At 67.9% G+C, this 15073-nt stretch carries 15 protein-coding genes; 9 read left to right on the forward strand and 6 right to left on the reverse strand.

Annotated elements, in window-relative coordinates; all coding sequences use genetic code 11:
• Positions 1 to 53 precede the first annotated feature (53 nt).
• From KGQ91_RS14175 to yacG, 4 genes are all read left to right on the forward strand, one after another.
• Entirely contained in the window at positions 54 to 1322 is a 1269-nt protein-coding gene (locus KGQ91_RS14175) for a type II secretion system F family protein (protein ID WP_224421279.1), read from the forward strand.
• A gap of 204 nt (positions 1323 to 1526) precedes the next feature.
• The gene (locus KGQ91_RS14180) at positions 1527 to 2393 is read left to right on the forward strand and encodes a prepilin peptidase (RefSeq protein ID WP_224421280.1); all 867 of its coding nucleotides are present in this window, start codon (positions 1527 to 1529) and stop codon (positions 2391 to 2393) included.
• A gap of 44 nt (positions 2394 to 2437) precedes the next feature.
• Positions 2438 to 3076 (forward strand): dephospho-CoA kinase, encoded by a 639-nt coding sequence (gene coaE, locus KGQ91_RS14185; protein WP_163648968.1) that lies wholly within the window; start codon positions 2438 to 2440, stop codon positions 3074 to 3076.
• Complete coding sequence (yacG, locus tag KGQ91_RS14190; protein ID WP_224414645.1) at positions 3073 to 3318, forward strand: DNA gyrase inhibitor YacG; 246 nt, start codon at positions 3073 to 3075, stop codon at positions 3316 to 3318. The genes coaE and yacG overlap by 4 nt, the downstream gene beginning before the upstream one ends.
• A 166-nt stretch (positions 3319 to 3484) precedes the next feature.
• On the opposite strand, the gene prpD is transcribed toward yacG, so the two are convergent.
• The 4 genes from prpD to KGQ91_RS14210 all read right to left on the reverse strand — a co-directional run bounded on the left by prpD (position 3485) and on the right by KGQ91_RS14210 (position 7993).
• Positions 3485 to 4969: a 2-methylcitrate dehydratase gene (gene prpD, locus KGQ91_RS14195; RefSeq protein WP_163648970.1), complete on the reverse strand. Its 1485-nt coding sequence runs from the start codon at positions 4967 to 4969 to the stop codon at positions 3485 to 3487.
• Positions 4970 to 5170: 201 nt separating this feature from the next.
• The gene (gene prpC / locus KGQ91_RS14200; RefSeq protein WP_224421281.1) at positions 5171 to 6298 is read right to left on the reverse strand and encodes a bifunctional 2-methylcitrate synthase/citrate synthase; all 1128 of its coding nucleotides are present in this window, start codon (positions 6296 to 6298) and stop codon (positions 5171 to 5173) included.
• A 91-nt stretch (positions 6299 to 6389) separates the two neighbouring features.
• Complete coding sequence (gene prpB, locus KGQ91_RS14205; protein ID WP_163648972.1) at positions 6390 to 7271, reverse strand: methylisocitrate lyase; 882 nt, start codon at positions 7269 to 7271, stop codon at positions 6390 to 6392.
• Positions 7268 to 7993: a GntR family transcriptional regulator gene (locus tag KGQ91_RS14210; RefSeq protein WP_163648973.1), complete on the reverse strand. Its 726-nt coding sequence runs from the start codon at positions 7991 to 7993 to the stop codon at positions 7268 to 7270. The genes prpB and KGQ91_RS14210 overlap by 4 nt, the downstream gene beginning before the upstream one ends.
• 218 nt (positions 7994 to 8211) lie before the next feature.
• Here KGQ91_RS14210 and pabB point away from each other — a divergent pair, with 218 nt between their 5' ends.
• From pabB to KGQ91_RS14230, 4 genes are all read left to right on the forward strand, one after another.
• The gene (pabB, locus tag KGQ91_RS14215) at positions 8212 to 9558 is read left to right on the forward strand and encodes an aminodeoxychorismate synthase component I (protein WP_224421282.1); all 1347 of its coding nucleotides are present in this window, start codon (positions 8212 to 8214) and stop codon (positions 9556 to 9558) included.
• A 22-nt stretch (positions 9559 to 9580) separates the two neighbouring features.
• Positions 9581 to 10657 carry a FecCD family ABC transporter permease gene (locus KGQ91_RS14220; RefSeq protein WP_224414639.1) on the forward strand — a complete coding sequence of 359 codons (1077 nt, stop codon included), beginning with the start codon at positions 9581 to 9583 and terminating at the stop codon, positions 10655 to 10657.
• Positions 10654 to 11454, forward strand: coding sequence for an ABC transporter ATP-binding protein (locus KGQ91_RS14225; protein WP_224421283.1), 801 nt, complete (start codon positions 10654 to 10656; stop codon positions 11452 to 11454). The genes KGQ91_RS14220 and KGQ91_RS14225 overlap by 4 nt, the downstream gene beginning before the upstream one ends.
• Positions 11455 to 11630: 176 nt before the next feature.
• Positions 11631 to 12251, forward strand: a complete 621-nt coding sequence (locus tag KGQ91_RS14230) for a phosphoadenosine phosphosulfate reductase domain-containing protein (RefSeq protein ID WP_163648978.1) — start codon at positions 11631 to 11633, stop codon at positions 12249 to 12251.
• A gap of 77 nt (positions 12252 to 12328) precedes the next feature.
• On the opposite strand, the gene cysB is transcribed toward KGQ91_RS14230, so the two are convergent.
• A complete protein-coding gene (gene cysB, locus KGQ91_RS14235) occupies positions 12329 to 13300 on the reverse strand; it encodes an HTH-type transcriptional regulator CysB (RefSeq protein ID WP_163648980.1) in 972 nt (323 codons plus the stop codon).
• A gap of 260 nt (positions 13301 to 13560) precedes the next feature.
• Between cysB and trxA the strand changes: the two genes are divergently transcribed.
• Entirely contained in the window at positions 13561 to 13884 is a 324-nt protein-coding gene (gene trxA / locus KGQ91_RS14240; RefSeq protein WP_163648981.1) for a thioredoxin, read from the forward strand.
• Between the two features lie 75 nt (positions 13885 to 13959).
• On the opposite strand, the gene KGQ91_RS14245 is transcribed toward trxA, so the two are convergent.
• On the reverse strand, positions 13960 to 15009 hold the full coding sequence (locus KGQ91_RS14245) for an AI-2E family transporter (RefSeq protein ID WP_224421284.1): 1050 nt from the start codon (positions 15007 to 15009) through the stop codon (positions 13960 to 13962).
• Between the last annotated feature and the right edge of the window lie 64 nt (positions 15010 to 15073).

The following is a 15073-nucleotide window of genomic DNA, read 5'->3' on the forward strand; positions in this document are numbered from 1 at the left end:
CGGCCCTGACGGTACGCAACGCAAGTCGCCCCCCGGGACGCAGGGAACCAGCCATGGCCACGACAACGACGTACGGCTCTCGCCGTGACAAATCGCGCAAGGGACGCAAGCCGCACGAGCGCACCCCCCTCTACCGGTGGCGCTGGACCGGCAAGAACAACAAGGGCAAGAAGGTCGACGGCGAACTGGTCGCCGGCCATCGCGGCGAGGTCGAACGCGAACTGGCCCGACAGGGCATCATCGTCAAGACCATCCGCCGCAAGAGCAGTCTGTTCGGCGGCGTGGGGCGCATCAAGCCACGGGACGTGATGCTCTTCTCGCGCCAGATGGCGACCATGATCCGCGCCGGCGTGCCGGTACTGCAGGCGTTCAGCGTGGTCATCGAAAGCCTCAAGAACCCGGCGATGCGCAACCTGGTGCAGAAGCTGGCCGACGACGTGGCGGCCGGTTCGAGTTTCTCGGACGCGCTGCGCCAGTATCCGCGCCACTTCGACCGGCTGTTCACCAACATGGTGGAGGCCGGCGAGCAGTCCGGGTCGCTGGACCGCATGCTCGACCGGGTCGCCACCTACCAGGAGAAGGTCGAGTCCCTGAAGGCGCGGGTCCGCAAGGCACTCTACTATCCCACGGCGGTCATCGCCGTGGGCATCGGCGTCACCGCGTTGCTGCTGATCAAGGTGGTGCCCCAGTTCGAGAGCCTGTTCCGCGGCTTCGGCGCCGAGCTGCCGGCGATGACCCGCATGACCATCTCGCTGTCCGAGCTGGCCCAGACCTACTGGCTGCCCGGGCTGGGCGCCCTGCTGGCGGCGGCCGTCGCCGCACGGCTGGCCGCCCGGCGCTCCCCGGCCTTCGCCTATCGGCTGCACGCGCTGGCGCTGCGCCTGCCGGTGGTCGGCGACATTCTCGACAAGTCCGCCGTGGCGCGCTTCTCGCGCACCCTGGCGACGACCTTCGCCGCCGGCGTGCCGCTGGTGGAGTCGCTGGAAACCGCCGCCGGCGCCACCGGCAATCAGGTCTACGAACGGGCCGTGCTGCGCATCCGCGACGACGTCTCCAATGGCCAGCAGCTGCACTTCGCCATGCGCAACACGCGCCGCTTCCCGACCATGGCGGTGCAGATGGTCAGCATCGGCGAGGAAGCCGGCTCGGTGGACACCATGCTCAACAAGGTGGCCGACTTCTACGAGGAAGAGGTCGACAACAAGGTCGACGCCCTGACCTCGCTGCTCGAACCCTTCATCATCGTGGTGCTGGGGGTGCTGGTCGGCGGACTGGTGGTGTCGATGTACTTGCCGATCTTCGAGCTGGGCAACGCGATATAGGCAACGGTGCTACTGCGCTCGACGATACGGCGTTGACCTTCATCTCGGCACACTCATTTAGCGCTGCTAAACTCGCGCTGCCTCGATGAAGGTCGCCTTGTCTCGTCTTCGCTCGTGACGCACCTCGACTGCTGCCATGCCAGAAAAGCGCGGCTGTGGTACCGTCTGGCGCCGATGCCCGCCGACGATTAGAAGGAGTTCCCCTTGCCCGCCGATTTTCCGCCCCTGCTGTTGTGGCCGCTGGTCGCGGTGCTGGGCCTGTGCCTGGGGTCGTTCGTCAACGTGGTGATCGCGCGCCTGCCGCCGATGCTGATGCGCCAGTGGCACGAGGAGGCCTGCGCCGCCCTGGACCGCGATCCCGACCCGGAGGTGGCGAAACTGCCCCACCTCAACCTGTGGCGCCCCGGCTCGCACTGCCCGCGCTGCGGAACCGCCATCGCCTGGCACGACAACATTCCGCTGCTGGGCTATCTCAAGCGGCGCGGGCGCTGCGCCCACTGCCGGCTGCCGATCAGCCTGCGTTACCCGCTGGTGGAGCTGGCCGGGGGGGCGCTGGCCGTGGCCGTGGCGGCGATTCACGGGGTCGACCCGGCCGGGCTGGCCCTGCTGGGCGCCTGCCTGACCCTGCTCGCGCTGGCGGTGATCGACCTGCGCACCCAGCTGTTGCCGGACGTGCTGACCCTGCCGCTGCTGTGGGCGGGGCTGCTCTACCAGCTGCTGTTCCAGCCGCTGATGCTCGGCGATGCGGTGCTCGGCGCCATGTTCGGCTACGGCGTTCTCTGGCTCTTCTACTGGGGCTTCAAGCTGATCACCGGCAAGGAAGGCATGGGCTACGGCGACTTCAAGCTGCTCGCCGCGCTGGGTGCCTGGCTGGGTTGGCAGGCCCTGCCGCTGCTGCTGATCCTGTCCGCCGGAGCGGGGGCGGTGGTCGGCATCCTCGCCCAGCTCGCCGTGCCGCGGCTGCGCGGCCAGCCGATGCCGTTCGGCCCGTTCCTGGCGCTGGCCGGCTGGATCGCCCTGCTCTTCGGTGCCCCGCTGCTGGCCGCCTATCAGGCGTTGCTGCTGACGTGATATCCCTTTCCGCCTTCAAAGGGTGTTTACAGGAGGTCCACGACATGACTCCGCCACTGACCATCGGCGTGACCGGCGGCATCGGCGCCGGCAAGAGCGCCGTGGCCAACGCCTTCGCCGCCCTCGGCATTCCCTGGGTGGACGCCGACCACGTGGCCCGCGAGATCGTCGAGCCCGGCGAGCCGGCGCTGGCCGAGATCGCCGAGCACTTCGGCCCCGAGGTACTCGACGCCGAAGGGCGCCTCGACCGTCGGGCCCTGCGCGCCATCGTGTTCGACGCGCCCGACGAGCGTGCCTGGCTGGAGTCCGTGACCCATCCGCGGATCCGCGAACGCCTGCTGACGCATCTGGAACGCCTGCGGGCCGGCGGCGCGCCCTACCACCTGCTGGTCTCGCCGCTGCTGTTCGAGTCCGGCCAGGCGCGCCTCGCCGACCGCTGCCTGGTGGTGGACGTGCCGGAAACCGTGCAGGTCGCCCGCACCACCGCCCGCGACGACGTGGACGAGGCCCAGGCCCGCGCCGTCATCGCCGCGCAGATGCCACGCGCCGAGCGTCTGGCCAGGGCCGACGATGTCATCGACAATCAGGGGGATCACGAGGCGCTCGCGCGCCGGGTGGCGGAACTCGACGCCCGCTACCGGGCGCTGGCCGCCTCTGTCTCCACCGACCAAGGATCACCATGAGCGACGACACCCGCAACCCGACCCGGCAACGCCCGCTGGAAGTGGCCTGCCCGCAGTGCCGGACCCGTGTGGTCTGGTCCACGGACAACCCCTACCGGCCGTTCTGCTCCAAGCGCTGCCGGCTGCTCGACCTCGGCGCCTGGGCCGACGAATCCCACCGCATCGCCGGCGAACCGGCCATGGACGAAGCCGACCTCGATGCGCTGATCGACCGCCTGGAGCGCGGCGGCGATAACCGCTGAGCCTGTAGTCCTCGCTTCGATTCAGGAAGCGCTGAATAAATCGCCGAGCGGAGTGCAGCGCAAGGCGCACGGAGCACAGGAACCGGAGCCTATGGGGTATAGGTGAGGATTCCGAGCACCGCGCAACGAAGCGATGCACCCGCGCAGGCATTTAGTCAGTGTTTCCTCAGATCACGAACAGATCCATGAACTCATGCACCGGCGTGGCCTCCAGCTGCGCCTGGTCCTTGCACAGGCCGAAGATCCGCTCGCAGCGCCCGGCCGGGAAGCGCGTGGCCAGGTTGGCCTGGAACTTGGCCTCGAGCAGCGGGATGCCCTCCGCGCGGCGGCGGCGATGGCCCACCGGATACTCCACTTCCACCTTGTCGGTCTTGCTGCCGTCGCTGAAGAACACCTGTACCGCGTTGGCGATGGAGCGCTTGTCGGCCTCCAGGTACTCGCGGGTATAGCGCGGGTCCTCCTCGATCACCATCTTGCCGCGCAGCTCGTCGATGATCGGGTGCGCCTCGTGGAAGGCGTCCTCGTAGTGCTCGGCGGTCAGCGACCCGAACGCCAGCGGCACCGCGGTCATGTACTGCAGGCAGTGGTCGCGGTCGGCGGGGTTCGCAAGGTGCCCTTCCTTGGAGATGATGCGAATCGCCGACTCGTGGGTGGTGATGACGATCCGCTCGATCTCGTCGAGGCGATCCCTCACCTCGGGGTGCAGCCGCACCGCCGCCTCGCAGGCGGTCTGGGAGTGGAACTCGGCGGGGAAGGAGATCTTGAACAGGATGTTCTCCATCACGTAGGTGGCGTAGTCCTGGGGCACGTTGAAGCGGCGCTGGTCTTCCGGCTTGAGCGCCTGGTCCTTGTTGGTCTTGGAGAACAGCACGTCGTAGAACCCCCACTGCGGCGCGGACAGCACCCCGGGAATGCCCATCTCGCCACGCAGGGCGATATCCGCCAGACGCACCGCCCGCGAGGTGGCATCCCCCGCCGCCCAGGACTTGCGCGAACCGGCATTGGGCGCATGGCGGTAGGTGCGCAGGCTCTGGCCGTCGACGAAGGCATGCGACAGCGCCGAGAGCAGCTGTTCGCGATCGGCGCCCATCAGCTTGGCGACCACCGCGGTGGAGGCCACCTTGACCAGCACCACGTGATCCAGACCCACGCGGTTGAAGGAATTCTCCAGCGCCAGCACGCCCTGGATCTCGTGGGCCATGATCATCGCCTCAAGCACCTCGCGCATGGTCAGCGGCGCCTTGCCGCGGGCGACACGCTGCTGCGAGAGGTGATCGGCGACGGCGAGGATGCCGCCCAGATTGTCGGAGGGGTGGCCCCACTCGGCGGCCAGCCAGGTGTCATTGTAGTCCAGCCAGCGGATGATCGCGCCGATGTCCCAGGCGGCCTTGGCCGGGTCGAGACGAAACGAGGTACCCGGCACGCGGGCGCCGTGCGGCACCACCGTGCCCTCGACGAGCGGGCCCAGGTGCTTGGTGCACTCGGGAAAGCGCAGGGCCAGCAGGCCGCAGCCCAGGGTATCCATCAGGCAGTTGCGGGCGGTATCCAGAGCCTCGGTGCTGTCGATCCGGTAGCCGAGCACGTAATCGGCAATCTGCTGGAGTTCGGCGTCGTAGTCCGGACGCTGGTTCTGTTCAACGTTGGCGCTCATCGTGGTTCCTTGATGTAGAGGGGGCGAAGCCGCATTGGAATTCGTTTCCAAACTCTCGGAATGACGGGCGCCGGGGGCCAAGGCAAAGCGAGGGTCCTTTGCCATGGATGGCAAAGGTAGCGCCCAGGGAGGGGTTTACAGCGCCCTCGCGAAGCCTTGCCGCCGGGAAAGCCCATCTCCTCTGCCGGTTGAGGGGGGCGCTTATTGACGCTGCTCGATCGGCAACCATTCCTGCTTGTCCGGCCCGGTGTAGTCGGCGCTGGGACGGATGATGCGGTTGTTCTCGCGCTGCTCGAAGACGTGCGCGCACCAGCCGGTCAGCCGCGAACAGACGAAGATCGGCGTGAACAGCTTGGTGGGGATGCCCATGAAGTGATAGGCGCTGGCGTGGAAGAAGTCGGCGTTGCAGAACAGCTTCTTCTCGCGCCACATGACCGCCTCGACCCGCTCGGAGACGGGGTACAGCCGGGTGTCGCCGACGTCCTCGGCCAGCCGCTTCGACCAGTGCTTGATGATGGCGTTGCGCGGGTCGGACTCGCGGTAGATGGCGTGCCCGAAGCCCATGATCTTCTCCTTGCGCTCGAGCATGCCGAGAATCTCGCGCTCGGCCTCGTCGGGGCTCTGCCAGTCCTCGATCATCGCCATGGCCGCCTCGTTGGCGCCGCCGTGCAGCGGCCCGCGCAGCGAGCCGATGGCCCCGGTCACGCAGCTGTGGATGTCCGACAGCGTCGAGGCGCAGACCCGCGCGGTGAAGGTCGAGGCGTTGAACTCGTGCTCGGCGTAGAGGATCAGCGAGACGTTCATCACCCGGGCGTGCAGCTCGGAGGCCGGCTTGCCGTGCAGCAGGTGCAGGAAGTGCCCGCCCACCGACTCGTCGTCGGTTTCGGTGTCGATGCGCACCCCGTCGTGGGAGTAGCGGTACCAGTAGTTGATGATCGACGGGAAGGCCGCCAGCATGCGGTCGCTCTGGTCCTGCTGCTCGTCGAAGCTCTCCTCGGTCTCGAGGTTGCCGAGCATCGAGCAGCCGGTGCGCATCACGTCCATCGGATGGGCGTCGGCGGGAATCTGCTCGAGCACCGTCTTGAGCGCATCGGGCAGGCCGCGCAGCCCCTTGAGCCGGGTAACGTAGGCGTCGAGCTCGGCCTGATTGGGCAGCTTGCCCTTGAGCAGCAGGTAGGCGACCTCCTCGAAGCGGGCATGCTCGGCCAGGTCGTGAATATCGTAGCCGCGATAGGTCAGCCCCGAGCCGCTCTTGCCCACGGTGCAAAGCGCCGTGCTGCCGGCGCTCTGGCCGCGCAGGCCGGCGGTGTTGGACGCAGTCTCTGCCATGACGTGTCTCCTTGCCTTGTTATGCTGTCAGCCTCTTTACACAATCCCTGCCCGGGCGCCGGATATGTCCGGCAACCGCCCGGGGCAGCGCTTAGCGATCCTTGTCGAACAGCTCATCGAGCTTGCGCTCGAAGGCGTGGTAATCGAGGAAGTCGTAGAGTTCATCGCGGGTCTGCATCAGCTCGACCACGTCGTGCTGGTGGCCCTGCTCGTGGATGCTGCGATAGACCTTGAGCGCCGCGGCGTTCATGGCGCGGAACGCCGAGAGCGGGTACAGCACCATCCGGCAGCCCACCTCGCCCAGCTCCTGCTGGGTGAACAGCGGCGTGGCGCCGAATTCGGTGATGTTGGCGAGAATCGGGGCGTCGACCCCTTCACAGAAGGCGCGGTAATCCTCGAGGGAATGCACGGCCTCGGCGAAGATCGCGTCGGCGCCGGCCTCGATGCAGGCATTGGCGCGGTCGACGGCCGCCTCGAGCCCTTCCTTCTGGAAGGCATCGGTACGGGCGATCAGGTAGAACTCCGGATCCAGGCGCGCATCGGCGGCGGCCTTGATGCGGTCGACCATCTCCTGCCTGGAGACGATCGCCTTGTTGGGGCGGTGCCCGCAGCGCTTCTGGGCCACCTGGTCCTCGAGATGGACCGCAGCAACGCCGGCTCGACCCATCTCGCGGATGGTGCGGGCGATGTTGAAGGCCCCGCCCCAGCCGGTGTCGATATCCACCAGCAGCGGCACGTCGGTGGCGGCGGTGATGCGCCGGGCGTCCTCGACCACGTCGTTCATGGTGGTCATGCCCAGGTCGGGCAGGCCGAAGGAGGCGTTGGCCACGCCGCCGCCGGACAGGTAGATCGCCGAATGGCCGACCTTTTCCGCCATCAGCGCGGAATAGGCATTGATGGTGCCGACGATGGGCAACGGGCGCTGCGCGTCGAGGGCGGCGCGAAAGCGCGCCCCGGGGGTGAGTCGGGTCATGGTGTCTTCCTCTGGAGGGGGGGCACGGGCGGTTGTTCGGCTTCCTGCTCGAGCACGGCGGCGTAGCGCTTGGCCACGTTCTCGCGGGAGGCGCTGACATGGCGGCGCATCAGCAGCTCGGCGAGCTCCTCGTCGCCCGCCTCGATGGCGTCGACGATGCGATGGTGCTCGACGAAGGCCCGCCGCGGGCGCGCGCCACTGGCACTGAACTGGGTGCGATACAGCCGCACCAGGTAGTAGAGGTCGTCGCAGAGCAGGGTCATCAGCATGCGGTTGTGGCTGCCCTGGACGATGCGATAGTGGAAGTCGAGATCGCCCTCGCGCTGGTAGTAGGCCTCGCCGCGGGACAGGTCCGACTGGCGCTCGTGAAACGCCAGCACCTCGCGCAGCCCGGCGATCTCCTCGGCGGTCATGTGGCGCGCCGCCAGCCGCGCGGCCATGCTTTCCATGGCCTCGCGCACATCGAACAGCTCGAGCAGCTCGCGCATCGTGAGCTTGACCACGCGCGCGCCGACGTGGGGGACGCGCTCGATGAGCCGATGGGTCTCGAGCCGGCGCATCGCCTCGCGCAGCGGCCCTCGCGAAATGCCGTAGGTCTTGGCCAGGCCCGGCTCGGTGATCTTGGTGCCGGGTGCCAGTTCGCCGCGCACTATGGCATCCTGCAGCTGGTTGAATACGCGCTCGGCGAGGGTGCGAACTTCGGGAACGGGAGTGTCCTGCATGTCATGCTCGCCATTGTCGACAATCTGGATTGTCTTGCACTCTAGTCAGCCCGTCGATGAGCGTCAACACCCCGTTTGCTTCCGGCTGTTAGACCTTTGGTGAGTCACCTCTCCGGGGCTTGCAACAGCATTGTCGACAATAAGCGCGCTCCACGATCAACGACGCCGCGCCCCGGTGCCTGATAGAATACGCCCCTTCCCACGCCAGACCGCCGCGCATGACCGACCGACTCGACATCACCCCGCTGCCCTATCACGGCACCCCCATGGCCCGCTTCGCCGCACTGCGCCACCGGCCCGGCGCGGTGCTGCTGGACAGCGGCAGGCCCGAGGCCCCGAGCGGGCGCTTCGACATCCTGGCCAGCGACCCGCTGACCACGCTGAGCGTGGATGCCGCGGGTCGGGTCACGGCGGATGACGGCAGCCCCCTGCCCGAGAGTCCCTTCGCCGCCCAGCAGGCACTGCTGGAACGCCTGCCGAACGAGGTGCCCGACAGCGAGCTGCCCTTCCTCGGCGGCCTGATCGGCTACTGGAGCTATGATCTGAACCGCCACCTCGCCCCTCTCGAGGGCCGCGCCCGCCCTGTTACCGACCTGCCGTTGAGCCGCGTGGGCCTCTACGACTGGGCGATCATCGAGGACCATCAGCAGCACCGCGCCTGGCTGGTGGCCGGCGCCACGCGCCGCGCCCAGGTTCTCGACTGGCTCACCCGGGCGTCCCCGGACGCGGCGCCGTTCGCTCTCGACGCGCCCTTCGCCGCCGAACTCGACCGCGACGCCTACGGCGAGCGCTTCCGCCGCGTGCAGGCCTACATTCGCGCCGGGGACTGCTACCAGATCAACCTGGCCCAGCGCTTCAGCGCGCCCTTCCGCGGCAGCCTGTGGGACGCCTACCAGCGCCTGCGCCGGGCCACGCCCACGCCCTTCGGCGGCTTCCTGGCCTGGGACGACAAGGCCTTGCTGTCGGTCTCGCCGGAACGCTTCATCGCCGTGCGCGACGGCCGGGTCGAGACGCGGCCCATCAAGGGCACGCGGCCGCGGGGCGCCACGCCCGAGGCGGATCGTCGGGAGGCCGAGGCGCTCACCGGCAGTCTCAAGGATCGCGCCGAGAACGTCATGATCGTCGACCTGCTGCGCAACGACCTGGGCCGGGTCTGCCGGCCGGGCAGCGTGCGGGTCCCGCAGCTGTGCGGGCTGGAGAGCTACGCCAACGTGCACCATCTGGTCAGCGTGGTCCGGGGCGAACTGGCCGCCGGCCGGTCGGCGCTCGACCTGCTGGCCGCCGCCTTCCCCGGCGGTTCGATCACCGGCGCCCCCAAGATTCGCGCCATGCAGATCATCGACGAACTCGAGCCCGGCCAGCGCAGCGTCTACTGCGGCAGTCTCGGCTACGTGGACGTGCGCGGCCACATGGATACCTCGATCGCCATCCGCACGGTGGTGGCCGACGGCGATCGGCTGCACATCTGGGGCGGCGGCGGGCTGGTCGCGGACTCCGACGAGGAAGCCGAGTATCAGGAAACCCTGGCCAAGATCACCCGCCTGATGGAGGCCCTCGACGCATGATCGGCCCGCGGAGCGCCCCGTCATGAGAGCCACTTCGCCGAGCGCCAGTGCCGATACGCACGACAGCGTCGCGCGCTACCACGCGCGGCGGCGTCGCCAGCGGCGCCTGCTGGCCGGCATGGCCGGGCTGACGCTGCTCGCCCTGCTGGTGGAAGTGGCCACCGGGCCCGGCGGCTACCCGCTCGACGACGTGCTGAGCGCGCTGCTGACCCCGGACCGGGCCGTGCCCACGCTGCGCGCCATCGTCTGGGAGGTGCGCCTGCCGGTGGCGCTGATGGCGGTGCTGACCGGGGCCAGCCTGGCCATGGCCGGCGCCGAGATGCAGACGCTGCTCAACAATCCGCTGGCCGATCCCTTCACGCTGGGTATCGCCTCCGCCGCCAGCGTCGGCGCCGCGCTGAGCCTGGTGCTGGGCGTGCAACTGGTGCCGCTGGTGGGCCCCTGGCTGATCGCCGGCAACGCCTTCCTGATGGCCATGGCCGCGGCCCTGACCCTGTGGGCCGTCAACCGCTGGCGCGGCGTCGGCGTCCAGGGGCTGGTGCTGCTGGGCATCGCCATCATGTTCTTCTTCAACGCCCTGCTGGGGCTGCTGCAGTTCGTCGCTTCCGCCGAGGCCTTGCAGCAGCTGACCTTCTGGTCGCTGGGCAGCCTGAGCCGTGCCGACTGGCCCGCGGTGGCGCTGGTCGCCGTGGTGCTTGCGGTCTGCGGCATCGGCTTCGCGCGCGGACGCTGGCAGCTCACCGCCCTCGGCCTGGGCGAGGCCCATGCCCACTCGCTGGGCATCGATACCCAGACGCTGCGCCTGCGCGCCCTGCTGGGCGCCTCGCTGCTGGCCGCGGCCACGGTGGCCTGCGTCGGCACCATCGGCTTCGTCGGCCTGGTCGGCCCGCATATCGCCCGGCTGCTGGTGGGCGAGGACCAGCGGGTGTTCCTGCCCATGGCGACCCTGTGCGGGGCCTTGCTGATGAGTGTCACCGCGACGCTGGCCAAGTCCGTGGTCCCCGGCCTGGTGGTGCCGATCGGCCTCATCACGGCGCTGATCGGCCTGCCGTTCTTCGTCTCGCTGATCCTGCGCAGCCGCACGGAGCCCTGGGGATGAGCCTGCAGGTCGACGCCCTGTACTGCCGTCGCGACGGCCGCCCGGTGCTCGACGGCGTCGGCCCGCTCGAGGCCCGTGGCGGCGAGATCACCGCCCTGATCGGCCCCAACGGGGCCGGCAAGTCCACGCTCCTGCGCAGCATCGCGGGCCACCAGCCGGCCGGCGGCGAGATCCGGCTCGACGGCGCCTCGTTGCGCCACCAGCCGCTGGCTCGTCTTGCCCGCCACCTCTATTACCTGCCACCCAACACCGCGACCGCCAGCCGCCTGCCGGTGTTCGAGACCCTGCTGCTGGCCCTGCGCACCCGGGGCTGTCCTGCCGACGCCCCCGCGACCCTCGAGCGCATCCGGACCATGCTGCACCAGCTCGAACTCGACACACTGGCCGAGCGCCCGCTGGCCCAGCTGTCCACCGGGCAGCGCCAGCGCGTGGCCGTCGCCCAGGCGCTGATCCGCGAGCCCCGACTGCTGCTGCTCGACGAGCCCACCAGTGCGCTGGACCTGCATCACCAGCTGCGCGTGCTCGATGACCTGCAACAGCGCGCCAGGCAACAGGGCCAGATCATCGTCATCGCGCTGCACGACCTGACCCTCGCCGCCCGCTTCGCCGATCGGCTCTGGGTGCTCGACCGGGGATGTCTGGTGGCTCAGGGCGAGCCCGGCGAGGTACTCACCGCCGACCTGCTGCGGCGCGTCTATGCCATCGAGGCCGAGGTGGATACCGGCGGCCCGGCCGGCGCCCGCATCACGCCGCTGGCGGCCACCCGGCGACCCGACGGCGGTGGCGGCACGCCCTGACGCCAAGACCGGCGCCGTGGTGCGCGGCGGCCTCTTAGCGCCAAATCATCTAAATGGGTGATTCATACTGAAATTTACGCTATATAAGCATCGAACCAAACATTATTGGGGCGGCCTGTAGCGGCTTTGCTACCGTAGACGCATTTCACGGATTCACGCCCTTCGAGGAGCGCCGCATGACCCTGGATATCGACGCCGTCAACCGAGAACTCGGCCATGACCCCGAGGCCCTGACCCGCTGGGCGCTGGAGCTCGACAAGCGCGCCATCTGCACCACCAACTTCCGACCCTTCGAGGCGGTGATCCTGCATCTGGCGACGCGCTTTCAGCCCGACATCCCGGTGGTATGGATGGACTCCGGCTACAACACCGAGGCCACCTACCGGTTCGCCGACGAACTCGCCCAACGCCTGTCGCTGAACCTGACGATCTATCACCCGCGCCGCTCGCGGGCGCATCGCGAGGCGGTGGACGGCCCCCTGCCGGGAATCGACGACCCGCGCCATGCCGCCTTCACCGAGGAGGTCAAGCTCGAGCCCTTCAACCGCGCCCTGCGCGAGATGGCCCCCGAGGTGTGGCTGACCGCCCTGCGTGCCGAGGACACCGCCCAGCGCGCCCGGATGCAGCCCGTCTCGCTCAACGCCGACGGCCTGATCAAGGTCGCGCCGGTACTGCACTGGACCGCGAAGGACATGTACCAGTACCTGCAGCGCTTCGACCTGCCCAACAACTTCGACTACTTCGACCCCACCAAGGTCGAGGAGAAGCGCGAGTGCGGCCTGCATCTGCAGCACTGACCGATCGCCTGCCCTGAACGACGGAACCCCGCCATGCGCGGGGTTCTCTGCATTCGAGACTCGTCACTCGCCGGGCGTCAGCGTACCGGCAGCTCGAGCCCCTCGAACAGCGCCCGCTCGTGGCGCGGTCCGGCGGCCAGCGCGGCGTCGACCCGGTCGCGGTCGAGATGCGGGGCGAAACGCTGAATGAAGTCGTACATGTAGCCGCGCATGAAGGTGCCGCGACGAATGCCGATCTTGGTGGTCGAGCTCTCGAACAGGTGCCCGGCGTCCAGCGGCACCAGATCGGTGTCGGTCTGCGGGTCCACCGCCATGTGGGCGACGATGCCCACGCCCAGGCCCAGGCGTACGTAGGTCTTGATGACGTCGGCATCGGCGGCGGTGAGCACCACATTGGGGGTGAGCCCCCGGGCGCGGAAGGCCTCGTCGAGCTGCGAGCGGCCGGTGAAGCCGAACACGTAGGTCACCAGCGGGTACTCCGCCAGGCGCTCCAGGGTCAGCTCGCCCAGCTTGGCCAGCGGGTGGTCCTCGGGCACCAGCACGCAGCGATTCCAGCGGTAGCACGGCAGCAGCACCAGGTCGTTGAACAGCTCCAGCGACTCGGTGCAGATCGCGAAATCGGCCTGCCCCGTGCTCACCATCTGGGCGATCTGCTTGGGCGTGCCCTGCTGCATGTGCAGCGCCACGTCGGGGTACTTGCGGGTGAACTCGCTGATCAACGGCGGCAGCGCGTAGCGGGCCTGGGTATGGGTGGTGGCGATCGACAGGCTGCCGCGGCGCTCGTCGCTGTGTTCCTGGGCGACTTCCTTGATATTGTCGACGGTACGCAGCACCTCGCCGGCCAGCTCGATGATCGACTCGCCGGCCGGCGTCACCCGCGTCAGGTGCTTGCCGCTGCGCGCGAAGATCTCCACACCCAGTTCGTCCTCCAGCAGGCGGATCTGCTTGGAAATGCCCGGCTGGGAGGTGAACAGGCTCTGGGCGGTGGCCGAGACGTTGAGGTTGTGCCGGGTGACTTCCCAGATGTAGCGAAGCTGCTGCAGTTTCATGCGCGTGCGACTCCTGACCGCCGCCCGCTATTGCCTTGACATCGACAAGGGAATAATGGGCAGCCTATCAATTACCTAATAGAATATAGGGAGCATCATAGACGCCCGCGCCGACAGCGGCAAGCGATCGCGACCGCGGCGTGCCTGCCGATAGACCGCTCCTATCAAAGGGCTGAACCCAGCGTATTTGCCAGCGGGAGGCTCCAAGGCTACCATCGACCGACTACGCTAGAGTCAGCGCAAGCAATCTGGAGATTCACATGGCTAATAACGTCGATGTCACCACCGCCAACTTCGAGCAGGAGGTGCTGAAGGCCGACAAGCCCGTCCTGCTGAAGTTCTGGGCGCCCTGGTGCGGCCCCTGCAAGATGATGGCGCCGGTGGTCGAGGAAGTCGCCGACGAGAAGGCCGATACCCTCAAGGTCGTCAGCGTCAATGTCGACGATGCTCCGGACATTGCCGCCGAGCATGGCGTGCGCGGCGTACCGACCGTGATGCTGTTCAAGTCCGGCGCCAAGGTCGCCTCGTTGGTCGGCGCCCAATCGAAGTCGCAGCTGGTTCAGTTCATCGATCAGAACGCCTGATCACAACGAGCGCTCGCGTCTCGTAACGCCGCCCCATCCAGCCATGGGGCGGCGTTTTCGTATCCCCGTATCGCGTCAATACTCCCGGCGTCCGCCCAGCATTCTCGCCAGCCAGCGTGTCTCGGGATGACTGTTGAGGGCGATCTTCAGCGTCATGGTCAGCGGCACCGCGAGCAGCATTCCCACCGGCCCCAGGATCCACCCCCATACTACCAGCGACAGAAAGGCCACCAAGGTCGAAAGCCCCAGGGTATGGCCCATCACCCGTGGCTCGATGAGATTGCCGATCACGAAGTTGATGACCAGATAGGCCAGCGCCAGCACACTCGCCTTCGCCAGACCGCCGTCGGGCATCACCAGGGTCAGCATCACGGCCGGCACCGCCGCCAGGGCCGAACCGATGTTGGGAATGTAGTTGAGACTGAACGCCAGCGTTCCCCACAGCAGCGGGAACTGCACCCCCAGCAGCAGGCAGGCGAGATAGATCAGTGCCCCGGTGACCAGGCTGATGACCGTCTTGATCGCCAGGTAGCACTTGAGATTGTGACTGAATTCATTGAAACGGCGCAGACTCGGCACCGGATTGTCGAGCGACTCGGCAACCTTCTCGCGAAAGTCCAGGGTCTCGAAGAGCATGAAGATCACCAGCAGGATGATCAGCACGCTCTGCGACAGCAGGTTGCCGATACCGCCGAGGAACGTCGGCACCATCTGCGTCGCAGTCGTGGGGTCCAGCCACTCCGACATGCGCCGCGGCTGGATGTAGACGCCCATGTTGCTCAACCAGTTGAGCACCGTGAGATAGTGCTTGCGCAGTTGGTCCTCGAGCTGGGGCAACGCTTCCATGAAGGTCGTGAAGCTGCTGGCCAGCAGAGTGCCCAACAGGGTGAAGAAGAGGCAGAGGATCAGCAACGTCAGCAACACCGAGAGACGCCGGCTCACGCCCAGGCGATACAGCCAGTGAACCGGGGCCGTGCAGATCACCGCGATGAACAGCGACAGCAGCAGCGGTACCAACAGATCGGCGCCGAGCTTCATGCCCCCGATGATGACCACCAACGCCGCCAGGGTCAGAATCAGGTTGAGGGGGATGTCGCGCTTTTTTGGGTCAACGTCGTGGTCCATGCTGGCCATCCTGGCAGTTGCGGTGCGCCCATGATGGCGTCATCGCCGTCGGACCACAATCGCC

Origin of the sequence: Modicisalibacter tunisiensis, assembly GCF_020148005.1 — a bacterium.
In the GTDB taxonomy this organism is placed as follows: domain Bacteria; phylum Pseudomonadota; class Gammaproteobacteria; order Pseudomonadales; family Halomonadaceae; genus Modicisalibacter; species Modicisalibacter tunisiensis.